The 14,439-nt window shown below is 61.8% G+C and carries 15 protein-coding genes and 1 tRNA gene; 4 read left to right on the top strand and 12 right to left on the bottom strand.

Annotated features, from left to right (window positions below; genetic code table 11):
• Positions 1 to 31: 31 nt before the first annotated feature.
• Positions 32 to 352: a thioredoxin gene (trxA, locus tag RSO67_RS18330; RefSeq protein WP_068734104.1), complete on the top strand. Its 321-nt coding sequence runs from the start codon at positions 32 to 34 to the stop codon at positions 350 to 352.
• 235 nt (positions 353 to 587) lie between these two features.
• Here trxA and RSO67_RS18325 read toward each other — a convergent pair whose 3' ends face one another.
• From RSO67_RS18325 to aroA, 12 genes are all read right to left on the bottom strand, one after another.
• Positions 588 to 1,328 (bottom strand): metallophosphoesterase family protein, encoded by a 741-nt coding sequence (locus tag RSO67_RS18325; protein WP_315840011.1) that lies wholly within the window; start codon positions 1,326 to 1,328, stop codon positions 588 to 590.
• A 57-nt stretch (positions 1,329 to 1,385) separates the two neighbouring features.
• Complete coding sequence (locus RSO67_RS18320; protein WP_315840010.1) at positions 1,386 to 2,717, bottom strand: folylpolyglutamate synthase/dihydrofolate synthase family protein; 1,332 nt, start codon at positions 2,715 to 2,717, stop codon at positions 1,386 to 1,388.
• Positions 2,714 to 3,643 (bottom strand): acetyl-CoA carboxylase, carboxyltransferase subunit beta, encoded by a 930-nt coding sequence (gene accD / locus RSO67_RS18315; protein WP_315840009.1) that lies wholly within the window; start codon positions 3,641 to 3,643, stop codon positions 2,714 to 2,716. Before accD ends, RSO67_RS18320 begins: the two co-directional genes overlap by 4 nt.
• 105 nt (positions 3,644 to 3,748) lie before the next feature.
• A complete protein-coding gene (gene trpA, locus RSO67_RS18310) occupies positions 3,749 to 4,585 on the bottom strand; it encodes a tryptophan synthase subunit alpha (protein WP_315840008.1) in 837 nt (278 codons plus the stop codon).
• Positions 4,582 to 5,799 carry a tryptophan synthase subunit beta gene (trpB, locus tag RSO67_RS18305; protein ID WP_315840007.1) on the bottom strand — a complete coding sequence of 406 codons (1,218 nt, stop codon included), beginning with the start codon at positions 5,797 to 5,799 and terminating at the stop codon, positions 4,582 to 4,584. The genes trpA and trpB overlap by 4 nt, the downstream gene beginning before the upstream one ends.
• The gene (locus tag RSO67_RS18300) at positions 5,799 to 6,455 is read right to left on the bottom strand and encodes a phosphoribosylanthranilate isomerase (protein ID WP_315840006.1); all 657 of its coding nucleotides are present in this window, start codon (positions 6,453 to 6,455) and stop codon (positions 5,799 to 5,801) included. The genes trpB and RSO67_RS18300 overlap by 1 nt, the downstream gene beginning before the upstream one ends.
• Positions 6,456 to 6,512: 57 nt before the next feature.
• A complete protein-coding gene (locus RSO67_RS18295; RefSeq protein ID WP_315840005.1) occupies positions 6,513 to 6,902 on the bottom strand; it encodes a LapA family protein in 390 nt (129 codons plus the stop codon).
• An 87-nt stretch (positions 6,903 to 6,989) separates the two neighbouring features.
• On the bottom strand, positions 6,990 to 7,301 hold the full coding sequence (locus RSO67_RS18290) for an integration host factor subunit beta (protein WP_315840004.1): 312 nt from the start codon (positions 7,299 to 7,301) through the stop codon (positions 6,990 to 6,992).
• Positions 7,302 to 7,462: 161 nt separating this feature from the next.
• Positions 7,463 to 8,443 carry a signal peptide peptidase SppA gene (gene sppA / locus RSO67_RS18285; RefSeq protein ID WP_315840003.1) on the bottom strand — a complete coding sequence of 327 codons (981 nt, stop codon included), beginning with the start codon at positions 8,441 to 8,443 and terminating at the stop codon, positions 7,463 to 7,465.
• 202 nt (positions 8,444 to 8,645) lie between these two features.
• Complete coding sequence (gene rpsA / locus RSO67_RS18280) at positions 8,646 to 10,349, bottom strand: 30S ribosomal protein S1 (RefSeq protein WP_315840002.1); 1,704 nt, start codon at positions 10,347 to 10,349, stop codon at positions 8,646 to 8,648.
• Positions 10,350 to 10,611: 262 nt separating this feature from the next.
• On the bottom strand, positions 10,612 to 11,250 hold the full coding sequence (cmk, locus tag RSO67_RS18275) for a (d)CMP kinase (protein ID WP_093757876.1): 639 nt from the start codon (positions 11,248 to 11,250) through the stop codon (positions 10,612 to 10,614).
• Between the two features lie 111 nt (positions 11,251 to 11,361).
• Entirely contained in the window at positions 11,362 to 12,711 is a 1,350-nt protein-coding gene (aroA, locus tag RSO67_RS18270; protein ID WP_315840001.1) for a 3-phosphoshikimate 1-carboxyvinyltransferase, read from the bottom strand.
• 147 nt (positions 12,712 to 12,858) lie between these two features.
• Between aroA and RSO67_RS18265 the strand changes: the two genes are divergently transcribed.
• From RSO67_RS18265 to RSO67_RS18255, 3 genes are all read left to right on the top strand, one after another.
• Positions 12,859 to 13,272: a TIGR02300 family protein gene (locus RSO67_RS18265; protein WP_149529528.1), complete on the top strand. Its 414-nt coding sequence runs from the start codon at positions 12,859 to 12,861 to the stop codon at positions 13,270 to 13,272.
• An 81-nt stretch (positions 13,273 to 13,353) separates the two neighbouring features.
• A tRNA-Ala gene (locus tag RSO67_RS18260) sits at positions 13,354 to 13,429 on the top strand.
• A 178-nt stretch (positions 13,430 to 13,607) separates the two neighbouring features.
• Positions 13,608 to 14,420, top strand: coding sequence for a class I SAM-dependent methyltransferase (locus RSO67_RS18255; protein ID WP_315840000.1), 813 nt, complete (start codon positions 13,608 to 13,610; stop codon positions 14,418 to 14,420).
• The last annotated feature ends 19 nt before the right edge of the window (positions 14,421 to 14,439 follow it).

Raw genomic sequence — 14,439 nt, 5'->3', positions numbered from 1 at the left:
GCCCTTCATTGAACAGGACGAGGATACGACAATGGCCGTTGGCAAGGTGACAGACGCCGATTTCGAAGCAGAAGTGCTCAAGGCGACCGGGCCGGTCGTGATCGACTTCTGGGCCGAATGGTGCGGTCCGTGCCGCATGATCGCGCCGGCGCTCGACGAAATCTCTGCTGCCATGGGCGAAAAGGTCACCATCCTGAAGCTCAATGTCGATGAGAACCCGAAGACCGCGTCGAAGTATGGCGTGATGTCGATCCCGACGCTGATGATCTTCAAGGGCGGCGAAATGGCCTCGCGCCAGGTCGGCGCCGCGCCGAAGGCGAAGCTGCAGCAGTGGATCAGCGCTGCGGTCTGATCGGCGCCGCCGCTATATCTGAGAATTCGAACGGCCGGTGATTTTTTCACCGGCCTTTTTTTGTGTGATGGAGCGAGATCTTCTCAGACGTCGTCCCCGCGAAGGCGGGGACCCATAACCACGATCAGTGTGTTTGAAACGGCAGAGCCGTGACTACAGCATTTCAACTATACTCTCGGCGTGTATGGATCCCCGCCTTCGCGGGGATGACAGTCGAGAGGGTGTACCGTCTCGTCTACCTGATCCACCCCGTCGCCAGCGCGCTGGCCCATTCGGGTCGCTCGTTCTGCAGCGCCAACTCCGCCATCGCCTGATGATCGTAAGGCACCTGACGAAACGTCACCTGCCAGCGGCCTGAGCTCGAATCCAGAATCGCGTAGCAGGCATCCGGTGTGCCGACTTCCAGCGTGTGCGGATAGGGCGTGACGTCGCGATAGCCGGGACCGCCGACACTGCCGGGATTGACGATCATGCGGCCGTCGCGGAGCCGCACCGACCGCGCGATGTGGGTGTGAGCGCAGAGAATCAGCGATTGGGCGATGCCCTTGGCCTTCTCCTCGATGGTTTCGATCGCGGCCATATGCACGATGCCCTCGGGGGTCACCGCTTCCATCCAGTAGGTGTTGTCGTCATCGGGCGTCGCGTGAACGAGATAGACTTCTTCGCGATAGATCGTGCTGAAGGGCAGCGCGCGCAGCCAGTCCATCTGCTCTGGTTCTAGCTGGCTGTGTGCCAGCCGATCGGACGGCCACATGTCGTCAAGCTTGTAGTCGGTGATGTAACGATCATGATTGCCGCGGACATTGGTGGCATTGAGGCCCATCATGATGTCCACCGCACGGCGCGCATCGAGCGCACCGCTGGCCATATCACCAAGATTGACGATGTCGGTGATGCCTTGAGTACGGATATCGGCGACAACCGCCTCAAGGGCAAAGTGATTGCCGTGAACGTCGGCAATGGCAGCGAAGCGCATCGAACCTCCCTAAAATCAAGCAAGGATCAATCAGAGATCACTTGTATCGATGCGATTCTATGCAGGGAGCGTGCCGTTCTCGGCAAGCACATGGCCGGCCAGATAGAGCGAGCCTGCAATCAGGATCCGCGGCGGCACCTCATAGGCCAGCCTGGTGAGAGATTGCAGCGCATCCGCGACGCTCGGCGCCGTCTCGACGCGCATGCCGAGACTCCGCGCGGCATCGGCCAGCGCATCCGGTGCCATGGCGCCGTCGCGGCCGGGGATTTTCACCGCGATGATATGCCGGGTCTGGCCAGCAAAATTCGCCAGAAAGCCCGTCGCGTCCTTGTTGGCCATCATGCCCGCGATGACCACCAGCGGCCGCGGCACGCGCTCCTCGAGATCGCCAAGGGCCGCCGCGATCACGCGCCCGCCATCGGCATTGTGGCCGCCGTCGAGCCAGAGTTCGGAATCGGCGGGCGCCGCCGCGACAAGCTTGCCTGAGGTTAGCCGTTGCATCCGCGCCGGCCATTCGGCGCGCGCCACACCCGTCTCATAGGCGGCCGGATCAATCTTGAAGATATCCAGCGCACGCAAAGTCGCAATCGCAAGGCCGGCATTACCGAACTGATGGCGCCCGAACAACCGCGGTGCCGCGATATCCATCAGCCCGCGGTCGTCCTGATACACCAGACGGCCACGCTCGATATTGACGTGCCATTCCTGCCCGGCACTGACGAGTGGCGCATGCATCTTGCGCGCCTGCTGCTCGATCACGTCGGCGACATCGGGCGATTGCTCGGCCGTGATCGCCGGCACACGACGCTTGATGATGCCGGCCTTCTCGCTGGCAATCTTTGCGAGCGTATCGCCGAGAAAATCGGTGTGATCGATGGCGATCGGCGTCAGCACGCAGGCAGCTGGTGTTTCGATCACATTGGTCGCATCAAGGCGGCCACCGAGACCGACTTCGAGCAGTACGACATCAGCGGGATGCTTTGCGAACAAATCGAATGCGACCGCAGTCTCGGCCTCGAACAGCGTGATCGGCGCGCCGGCATTGACCGTCTCGACATGGGCGAACGCGTCACGCAATGCGTCGTCGCTCACCAATGTGCCGGCAAGCCGGATGCTCTCATTCATGCGGACGAGATGCGGCGAGGTGTAGACGTGGACGCGCAGGCCTGCGGCTTCACAGATCGCGCGCAGATAGGCGATGGTCGAGCCCTTGCCGTTGGTGCCGGCAACGTGAATCATCGGGGGCAGCTTGCGCTCGGGATTGCCGAGCTGCGCCATCAGCCGCTGCATGCGGGTCAGCGACAGATCGATGGCGGTTGGATGCAGCTTCGAGAGCCGCGCCAGAATCTCGCCGAGGTCGGGCGACGATGGCGGCGCGGAGGTGCTCACGCGTGCGCGGCCGGCACCGCGTCAGGAGCCACGAGGATCTCGGCCGGAATGCTCTCCGCGCGCGGCGGGCTCGCAATGGCCGGAGACTTCGTCAGCAGACGGCAGAGACGCGCCAGCGTCGGCTTCAGATCGTGGCGATGCACGACCATGTCGATCATGCCGTGGTCACGGAGATATTCGGCGCGCTGGAAACCTTCCGGCAGTTTCTCGCGGATGGTCTGTTCGATCACGCGCGCACCGGCAAAGCCGATCAGCGCGCCGGGCTCGGCGATCTGGACATCACCCAGCATCGCATAGGACGCGGTGACGCCGCCTGTGGTTGGATTGGTCAGCACGACGATGTAAGGCAGCTTGGCCTCGCGCAGCATCTGCACGCCAACAGTCGTGCGCGGCAGCTGCATCAGCGAGAGAATGCCTTCCTGCATCCGCGCGCCGCCGGAGGCTGCGAACACGATGAAGGGCGACTTTTTCTCGACCGCGAGTTCGAGCCCGCGCACCAGCGCTTCACCGGCAGCCATGCCGAGCGAACCGCCCATGAAATCGAAATCCTGTACGGCGACGACGACGCCAGAGCCTTCCATCTTGCCGTAACCGACCTTGACCGAGTCATTCATGCCGGTCTTGGTGCGGGCATCCTTGATGCGGTCGACATATTTGCGCTCGTCGCGAAACTTCAGCGGATCGGCGATCACTTCGGGCAGCGCGACGTCGTACCAGGTCTCGTTGTCGAAGATCGACTTCATGCGGGCGGTGGCGCCCATACGCATGTGATAGTTCGAGCCGGGAATGACGAACTGGTTGCTCTCGACGTCCTTGTAGAACACGAGCTGTCCGGTATCCGGGCACTTGATCCAGAGGTTCTCGGGCGTATCGCGCTTGAGGATGCTGCGGATCTTCGGCCGGACGACGTTGGTGAGCCAGTTCATATGTGTCTCCGCGTCGCTGAGATGATGCGTCGCTCTGATATCTATATGGCGGCCGGGACGGAGCCCGGCAACCGTTGTTCCCGGTTGATGGAGGCCAATTGTGGCTTATTCCGCAGCCTGTTTGGCCCCATGAACGCCCTGGGCGAGGGCTGCGGCCAGATCGGCGACCGCGCTGACGGTCCTGGCCGTGGCCTTGCCATCGGCGTCCAGCGAGCCTTTCAGCGCATCGATCAGCGCCGTGCCGACCACAGCGCCATTGGCATGCCGGGCGATGTCGTGGGCCGCTTCCGGCGTCCGGATGCCGAAGCCGACACAAACCGGCAGCTTCGTATGACGCTTGATCCGCGCCACGGCCGTGCTCACGACGGATGAATCCGCGCTGGCACTGCCGGTGATGCCCGTGACCGAGACGTAATAGACGAAGCCCGAGGTGTTCGCGAGCACCGCCGGGAGGCGCTTGTCATCGGTGGTCGGCGTGGCCAGACGGATGAAGTTCAATCCGGCTTTGATTGCCGGCAGGCAGAGCTCAGCGTCTTCTTCCGGCGGCAAATCGACGATGATCAGACCATCCACGCCGGCCGCCTTGGCATCGGGCAAGAACTTGTCGACGCCGTAAATATAGATCGGATTGTAGTAGCCCATCAGCACGATCGGCGTCTTGTTGTCGGAGCTGCGGAAGTCGCGCACGAGCTGCAACGTCTTCTTCAGCGTCATGCCGGCCTGCAGCGCGCGCAGGCCTGCGGCCTGGATCGACGGGCCGTCGGCCATCGGATCGGTGAAGGGCATACCGATCTCGATAATGTCGGCGCCGGCCTTCGGCAGCGCCTTGACGATTTCGAGCGCGGTGGCGGGATCTGGATCGCCGGCCATCACGAAAGTCACGAAAGCCGCGCGGCCTTCGGCCTTGAGTTCGGCGAAACGGGTATCGATGCGGGTGGTCACGACTGCCTGCCCTTCAGGATATCGCCGACCTGCGGGACATCCTTGTCGCCGCGGCCGGAGAGGTTGACGACCATCAGGTGATCCTTCGGCAGTGTTGGCGCGAGTTCGCTCACCTTGGCGAGGGCATGGGCCGGCTCCAGCGCCGGGATGATGCCTTCGAGTTTCGACAGCAACTGGAATGCAGCCAGCGCTTCCTCGTCCGTCGCAGACAAATACTTCACGCGACCGATCGTATGCAGCCAGGAATGTTCCGGGCCGATGCCAGGATAATCGAGACCGGCAGAGATCGAATGGCCTTCCTGGATCTGGCCGTCTTCATCCATCAGGAGATAGGTGCGGTTGCCATGCAGCACGCCGGGACGGCCGCCAGCGATTGATGCGGCATGCAGGTTAGTGAGCCCGTGGCCCGCCGCCTCGACGCCGTAGATATCGACCGATGGATCGTCGAGGAACGGATGGAAGAGCCCCATAGCATTGGAGCCGCCGCCGATGCAGGCGATCAGCGAATCCGGCAAACGACCTTCGATCTCCTGCATCTGCACACGGGTTTCCTCGCCGATGATCGACTGGAAGTCGCGCACCATCATCGGATACGGATGCGGGCCGGCGACGGTGCCGATGCAATAGAACGTGTTGTGCACATTGGTGACCCAGTCGCGCAGCGCCTCGTTCATAGCATCCTTAAGCGTGCGCGCACCGACCTGCACAGGTACCACCTTGGCGCCGAGCATTTCCATGCGAATCACGTTGGGCTGCTGACGCGCGACGTCCACTGCACCCATATAGACGATGCATTCGAGGCCGAAGCGCGCGCAGAGCGTCGCCGTCGCCACGCCATGCTGGCCGGCGCCAGTCTCGGCGATGATGCGCTTCTTGCCCATGCGGCGCGCGACCATGATCTGGCCGAGCACGTTGTTCACCTTGTGCGAGCCGGTGTGATTCAGCTCCTCGCGCTTCAGATAGATTTTTGCGCCACCGAGATGTTCGGTGAGACGTTCCGCGAAATAGAGCGGCGACGGGCGACCGACATAGGCCTTGAGATAACCGTCCATCTCCTTGCGGAAGTCGGGATCGGCTTTGGCGTCCTCATAGGCCTTCTGCAGGTCCAGGATCAGCGGCATCAGCGTCTCGGCGACGAAGCGGCCGCCGAAAATGCCGAAGTGACCGGTGTCGTCGGGACCGGACCGATAGGAATTGGGAATGGCTTGAGTCATCAGGTCGTCAACTCTTCCGTTGCGCGCGCGGCGCGGATGAAAGCGCGAATCATGTCGGGATCCTTGATGCCCGGCGCGCTTTCCACGCCGGACGAAATATCGACACCGCCGGCCCGCGTGATGCGCAGGGCCTCGGCGACATTGGCGGCAGTGAGGCCGCCCGATACCATGAAGGGCAGCTTCAGATCGAGGCCTTCGAGCAGATGCCAGTCGAAGACCGCGCCGAGACCACCCGGACGCGTCGCATCCTTCGGCGGTTTGGCATCGAACAGGATGCGATCGCAGACCGCGGCATAGCCGGGCAATGCAGCGAGATCGGCCCTGGTCTCGACGGCGAGCGCCTTCATCACCGGAAGGCTGAACTTCTGTTTGATATCACGCACCCGCGCCACGCTCTCCTTGCCATGGAGCTGCAGGATATCGGGCCTCAAGGCATCGATACTGTTTTCGAGATCGGCGTCATCGGCATCGACCGACAGTGCGACCTTCACGGCACGGCCCTTCGCCTGCTTGCCCAAAGCCCGCGCAACGTCGAGCGTGACGTGACGCGGCGACGGCGGAAAGAACACGAAACCGACCATATCCGCGCCGCCGACCAGAGCCGCATCGAGCGTCTCCGGAGTAGACAGGCCGCAAATTTTGACGATCAGAGACATGCTTCAAATGGCCGCTGGCAATACCGGGAATGGCAGGAAAAGCCTGTGCGCGGGGTTCTACAACGTCGCGCCGGACTTGTCTCGCTCACCGGCCATATAGGAGGAACCCGGCGCCGGAAGCCGCTGCGCACCGTTCCGTGACGTGGTCGCGGTATGGGCGCGCAGATCAGCCAGTTCTGCACGGGCCCGCCGCACATCGGCCTCGTGCTGACGTGCTGCACGGCGCCAGTGCCCTTGCCTGAACCAGGTCGCCATTCCCCCTGCGATGACGCCCAGGATGGCCGACAGGATGATCACCGCGAATAGCGGCATCGTGGCACCGACCGCGGGATCGCTGCTGTTGAACGGATCGAAGGAGACCGTGACCAGATGACGGTTAGCGACGGCGAACACGACGAAAACGATCGCGAGGGGGATGATCACCAGAGCTGAGAAGAATTTACGCATCAACGTCTCTCGCGAAGGCGATGCGGGCGCGCATTCCGCTAATTGGCTCAGACCTGTCGGCCCGAATGCGCGCTACCTCAAAGTTCTTTATGGCGCTGCGCTTGCTTCCGGCACAGCATTGTCGCGATTCAGGCGCTCGCGCATTTCCTTGCCGGTCTTGAAGAACGGAACGCTCTTCTGGTCCACCGGCACATGCTCGCCAGTCCGGGGATTGCGGCCCGCACGGGCCGGGCGATGCTTCACCGAGAATGCACCGAAGCCGCGGAGTTCGACACGGTCACCGCGTGCCAGCGCGGCCACGATCTCATCGAGAATCGCATTCACGATGTTCTCAACATCCCGCTGGTAGAGGTGCGGGTTATGCTCAGCGATGCGTTGAACGAGTTCGGATTTGATCATCGAGACGTTGGACTCTGAACGGGAGGATGCATTTCCGTGAAAATGCCTTGAACTGTCAAGACGCTAAATGAATTCAGGCACCTTCGAAAATGCGTGACAAATGCCCGAAACCGTTGTTGCAGCCTTCCTTGCAGTGCGGAAAGAACAGGACGAGCAGTTCCCTAGTTGGTGGTGGCCGGCCGCCACAGCGCCAGCATGCCATCGAGACCGAAGCCATCCATGGCCTGCGCGAGGCCCGCCTGCTCGACCTGCCGCGCGATCGCACCAAGACCTACAGCGTCGAGCGTGATCGTCGCAGCAGCGCGCAGGAAGGTGAAATCGCTGAATTTAGGCGTCAGCTTGAAGTCGCGAACCGGCAGGTCGCTCTTGATCTTCTTCTCGGATACCAGCCACGCCACGGCGGCTTTCTCGTCGCCAAGCTGATCGATCAGCTTGAGGTCCACGGCCTGGCGCCCCGTGAAAACACGGCCATCGGCGACTTTCTGTAGTTGCACGTCATCCATGGCGCGGCGGCTCTGCACGAGCCCGCGGAACCAGCCGTAGGAGTCCTTCACCAGCGATTCCAGCGCTGCCCGCGCCTCCGGGCTGGTCGGCTCGAAACCATTAGGCGCCGCCTTCAGCGGCGAGGATTTGACCTGCTCGACCTCGACACCGACGGTCTTCATCAACCCCGTGAAATTGGGAAACTGGAACAGAACACCGATGGAGCCGACCAGCGAGCTCTGCTGCGCAACGATATAGTCGGATGCGAGTGCCGCGATGTAGCCGCCCGATGCGGCCAAGCCCTCGACGACAACGACCATCGGCTTCTTGGCCTTGAGGCGCATCAGCGCGTCATAGAGCTGCTCGGAGCCAGCCGTAGTGCCGCCCGGCGAATTGATATGTACCACCACCGCCGCCGCGGATGACTTCTCCAGCCGCTCCAGCGCCTCGACGCGATCATTGTTGCTCTGGATCAGGCCCTCGATCTTGATGCGCGCGATCGCCCCCGACGACGACAGCGCCTCAGAGCCCGACCGTGTCACGACGACGCCGACGACGACCACCGCAGCGACCGCGACCAGCACCGCCGCCACGCGCCAGAACGTCAGCTTGCGACGTATTCTGCGGCGATCGACGATCACATCGGAATCAAGCGACATCGGAAATCTCCTGGAAGCCCTCGGGAGAGCTTGCGTCTGGCGGATGCTGCATCTGTCGTCCGGGCAGCGTTTACTTGAGGTATCTCAAATACATCAATTGCGAGGCAATATGAAGAAAACATGGTCGAAACAGCAAAAAGGGCCCCGGTGAAACCGGGGCCCCAATTGATAGCAGCAAGTGAGTCGAAACTTACTTGCGCGCTTACTTGTCGCCGCTCTGCTTGAGCGCCTTGCCGAGAATATCGCCGAGGGTCGCGCCCGAATCCGACGATCCGTACTGCGCGATGGCTTCCTTCTCTTCCGCCACTTCGAGAGCCTTGATCGACACCTGGACCTTGCGTGCCTTCTTGTCGAACTGGATCACGCGGGCATCGACCTTCTCGCCGACGGCGAAACGCTCAGCGCGCTGATCCGAACGCTCACGCGCCAGTTCCGAACGCTTGATGAAGGTCGTGAAGTCGGTGCCGGCGATCTGAACGTCGATGCCGGATTCCTTCACTTCGATCACTTCGCAAGTCACGACAGCGCCCTTCTTGACGTCGCCCGGCTCTGCGAAGGGGTCGCCTTCGAGCTGCTTGACGCCGAGCGAGATGCGCTCCTTCTCGACATCCACGTCGAGGACGATGGCCTTGACCATGTCGCCCTTCTTGAAGTTGTCGATGACCTGCTCGCCCGGCTGCTTCCAGTCGAGGTCGGAGAGATGGACCATGCCGTCCACGTCGCCTTCGAGACCCAGGAACAGACCGAACTCGGTCTTGTTCTTGACTTCGCCTTCGACGGTCGAACCGACCGGGAATTTCTCGACGAACACTTCCCACGGATTGCGCATGGTCTGCTTGAGACCGAGCGAAATGCGGCGCTTGACGCTGTCGACTTCGAGAACCTGCACTTCGACTTCCTGCGAGGTCGAAACGATCTTGCCGGGGTGCATGTTCTTCTTGGTCCACGACATTTCCGACACGTGGATCAGGCCTTCGATGCCCGGCTCCAGTTCGACGAATGCGCCGTAGTCGGTGATGTTGGTGACGCGACCCGAGAAGCGTGCGTTCAGCGGGTACTTCGCCTCGATGCCCTGCCACGGATCGTCGAGCAGCTGCTTCATGCCGAGCGAGATACGGTGGGTCTCGTGGTTGATCTTGATGATCTTGACCTTGACCGTCTGACCGATGGTGAGCACTTCGGTCGGGTGGTTGACGCGGCGCCACGCGATATCGGTGACGTGCAGCAGGCCGTCGATACCGCCGAGGTCAACGAACGCACCGTAATCGGTGATGTTCTTGACGACACCGTCGATGACCTGACCTTCTTCAAGGTTCTGGACCAGTTCCTGACGCTGTTCAGCGCGGGTCTCTTCGAGAACCGTACGACGCGACACGACGATATTGCCGCGGCGACGATCCATCTTGAGGATCTGGAACGGCTGCGAGTTGTTCATCAGCGGAGCAACGTCGCGGATCGGACGAATGTCCACCTGCGAACGCGGCAGGAAGGCCACTGCGCCGTCGAGATCGACGGTGAAGCCACCCTTGACCTGGTTGAAGATGACGCCGTGAACCTTCTCATTGTTGTTGAAGGCCTTCTCGAGCTTGCCCCAGCTCTCTTCGCGGCGGGCCTTGTCGCGCGACAGAACGGCTTCGCCGAGTGCGTTTTCGATCCGGTCGAGGAACACTTCGACTTCGTCGCCGACCTTGAGTTCGCTGTCACGGCCGGGACCGGCGAATTCGCGCAGTGCCACACGGCCTTCAGTCTTCAGGCCGACGTCGATGACGGCCATGTCCTTTTCAATCGCAACCACGATGCCCTTGATGACAGAGCTTTCCTGAAGGTTGCCGCCCGCGAAGGACTCGTCGAGCATTGCCGCGAAATCATCGCGGGAAGGATTATACGAAGAAGCAGTCGAAGCCATTTGTTCTCCAGATGCGGGTATCGCCGGCCGTTCGGGTTAATGGGCGTCTCAAATGTGAAGTGTCAGGGGTCCGCAACCTCTAACGACCGCCTTGCAGGAGGATGCAAGAACGGGCCGGCAGCATGCCTTCACGATCGAAACGTGGGTAGGGTCTTGATGGTGTCCGGAGCCTTAAGCGCGTATCGCAGCTCGAGATCGGGAGCGGGCTTTCCTCCAATGACGGCAACGGTTTTGTCTGAGGTCTTTCGGAAAGAAAGAAAAATCAGACCCGCTGCCGGCCCGCTCGGACGGCCTCGACAATGTCGATGGCGGCCCGGACGCCGCCTTCTATATCCAAATTGGAGTTATCCAGCAAGTATGCATCCGTGGCCGGCTTCAGAGGCGCAATCGGGCGGTTCTGGTCGCGTTCGTCGCGCCTGATGATATCCGCCAGCACGGCGGCCTCATCGGCCACTTCGCCCCGTCCAAGAGCCTCCAGGGTGCGCCGGCGGGCGCGGACCCTGGCATCGGCCACGACGAAGATCTTCACGTCCGCATGGGGGCAGATCACGGTTCCAATGTCGCGGCCGTCGAGCACCGCTCCCGGCGGATCTTCGGCAAAACGCCGCTGGAAGTTCAAAAGGACCTCCCGCACCCGCGGGATGGCCGAGACCACAGAGGCCGCATCACCGACTTCCTGGGTCTTCAGCGCCGGATTGCCGAATTTCTCGGGATCGAGCTCACTGGCGACAGCCACGGCCTGCGCCTCATCGGTCAGGTCCGCGCCGAGATCGAGCATCGCCTTGGCGACCGCGCGATAGATCACGCCGGTATCGAGGTGCCGGTAACCGTAATGATGCGCAAGCCGTTTGCCCAGCGTGCCTTTTCCAGATGCGGCGGGACCGTCGATAGCAATGATCATGCGTTGCGCGTGCTCGTCTTGTCACGATGAATGACGGTGGATCGGGAGCCAGGCTCGCGCGACCTGCGCGGACTTAGCACCCGCCTCGGGAAATATCCACGCCAGCCCAGCTCACGAAAAATCAGCACCCAGCCGACGCATCATCGGGATGAAATCGGGGAAGCTGGTCGCGATGAATGTCGTGTCGTCAATGGTCACCGGCTTGTCGGAAGCGAGGCCCATGGCCAGCGCTGACATGGCGATACGGTGATCCATATGGGTGGCAACGAGACCGCCGCCGGCAACACGGCCGTTGCCGTGCACGATGAGGTCGTCGCCAACGATCTCGACATTGACGCCGTTGACCCGCAGCATCGCCGCAGTGGCTTCCAGACGGTCGGATTCCTTCACGCGCAGCTCCTGCAGCCCGCGCATGATGGTCGTGCCATCGGCAAAAGCCGCAGCCACCGCCAGCACCAGATATTCATCGATCATCGACGGCGCGCGCTCCGGCGGCACTTCGACGCCGTGCAGCTTCGACGCTGTGATCCGGAACTGCGCCATCGGTTCGCCGGCATCGCCGCGAATATCGCTTTCCTCGATGGATGCGCCCATCTCGCGCAGTGTCGTGAACAGGCCTGTACGCAGCGGATTGGTCATCACATCGGTGAGCACGAGCTCGGAGCCCGGCACGATCAATGCCGCGACCATCGGGAATGCTGCGGAGGACGGATCTGCCGGTACCACGACATCGGCGCCCTTCAATTCGGGCTGGCCGGTGAGGGTGATCTTGCGACCGTGCGCGCCTTCCTTTTCGGAGACGATCTCGGCGCCGAAATGCTTGAGCATCAGCTCGGTGTGGTCCCGGCTGGCCTCGGTCTCGATGACCGTGGTGGTGCCGGGGGCCGACAGGCCGGCCAGCAGTACGGCTGACTTGATCTGGGCGGAGGCGACCGGGGTGCGATAGACGATCGGCAGCGGATCACGCGCGCCTTTGAGCGTCAGCGGCAGACGCCCGCCGTCCTGGCTCGCGGTGACCTTGGCGCCCATCAATTCCAAGGGATCAACGATCCGGCGCATCGGCCGGCTGCGCAGCGAGGCATCGCCATCGAACGTCACCTCAATCGGGCAGCCCGCGACGGCGCCCATCACCAGCCGGCATCCGGTACCGGAATTGCCGAAATCCAGCGGCGCCTTGGGTGCGGCGAAGCCGGCAACACCGACGCCGTTGACCTTCCACGCAAAATCGCCTGTTCGCTCGACCTTGGCGCCCAGCGCCTGCATCGATTTGGCGGTATTCAGGACGTCCTCGCCCTCCAGTAACCCGGTGATCCGGGTCTCGCCGACCGCCAGCGCGCCCAGAATGAGGGCCCGGTGCGAGATCGACTTGTCACCGGGCACGCGAGCAGAGCCGCGCAGGGCGCCGGATTTTCGCGCTGTCAGCGGTGTCGGCTGGGCGGCGGCTGTGTCTGATTGGGTCAAGATTGTGTTCCTTCGCGCAGGCGGCTCGTAGCATATGAGCCACGCTGCGTCACGCAGCGGTCATTCTCACGCAAACCGCTATTGACAGGGGCGCGTCAACTAGCCAAGTGAAGCACCGTTTTTCAAAAAATCCCCAGGACCCTTCACGTGGCCAAATCCGATCTCGGAACCAAACGCATTTGCCCCACGACGGGCAAGAAGTTCTACGACCTCAACAAGAGCCCGGTGATTTCGCCGTATACGGGCGAGGTCGTGCCGATTGCGCCGATTGCGCCGCCGCGAACCCGCGCGGATGCAGCCGCTCGCGCAGCTGCAGCGTCTGCTGCGGCGGAGGCTCCGGAAGCCGCCGAGAACGAAGAATTGGTCTCGCTGGAGGAAGCCGACGCCGAGGAAAATACCGGCAAGAAGGCTGCCGTGCTGGAATCCGAGGACGATATCGAAGTCGATGACACCATCGATGACGATGAAGACGATGATTCGACCTTCATTGCCGACGAAGAAGAAGGCGATGAGGACGTCACCGACATCATCGGCGACGTCTCGGGCGACGAAGAAAGTTAAGCTCAGAAGAGACTTGAGATCACTCCTGATATGTGATCTTGGTTTGCCGCGCGACGCCCCACCCAGTGCGTCGCAGGTATTGGGGCCATAGCTCAGCTGGGAGAGCGCTTGCATGGCATGCAAGAGGTCGGCGGTTCGATCCCGCCTGGCTCCACCATCCTTCACTGCCGATGACTTGAGGCAGGACGATATTGCGGTAGCGCGTTTACCCGTTCTCTGAACCACTCGTTGACGTGACGAAAAGCCTTCCGGCCCGTACAATCCCTTGGCCGCTTCGGATATCTATCCTGGACGTGTGACGCTTCTCCTTCTGTAGACAATGCGGGGGTTGAACAATGACGTCAGCTTTCAAGGCCTTCGAACACGATGCCTGGCAGAACGCCGTTGACGAATATGACGCTGCATTCGCCCGTCTCACTGAACAGGCCATCCCTTCGATCCTGATCGTTCTGGGGGTCAAGTCCGGAACCGCCTTGCTCGATATCGCATGCGGGCCGGGTTATCTCGCCGCCGCCGCGCAGCAATCTGGCGCCAGAGCCGTGGGAACCGACTTTTCCGCACGCATGGTCGCACGAGCACGAAAGCTCTATCCCTCCATTCAGTTCGATGAGGGCGATGCAGAAACGCTCGAAAACTATTCCGACAACAGCTTCGATGTCGCGGCCATGAATTTCGGCATGCTTCATTTCGATCAGCCTGAAAAGGCACTGCGGGCCGCTCATCGAGTCCTGAAACCGGGCGGCCGGATGGCGTTCACAGTCTGGAGCACGCCCGCCAGGGTGGCCGGATTTTCGATTGCTCTCAAAGCCATCGAGGCTTTCGGAGATCCTTCCGCGCGGGTGCCTGCCGGGCCATCGTTCTTTCATTTTAGCGAACCGGACAATTGCATCGACGCTTTCCAACGATGTGGCTTTACCGATGTCGCGACCAAGACGGTCGACCAGACATGGGAGCTCAACTCACCGGAGGACTATTTCGAGGCGCTCTTGAAAGGAACGGCGCGGACCGGTGGAACGCTGAAAAGACAACCGCCCGCAAATCTGGCAGCTATTCGTGACAATATCGTCCGGGCCGCGAACAACTATCTCGATGCGGGAAAAATCAGGCTGCCGATGCCTGCTCATCTGGCCTGGGCCACCAAGCCATGACTGCATTGTACCTGAGGAG

Source organism: Tardiphaga sp. 709, assembly GCF_032401055.1.
In the GTDB taxonomy this organism is placed as follows: domain Bacteria; phylum Pseudomonadota; class Alphaproteobacteria; order Rhizobiales; family Xanthobacteraceae; genus Tardiphaga.
Note: the sequence above shows the minus strand (reverse complement) of the source record. Positions and strands in the feature narration are given on the sequence as shown.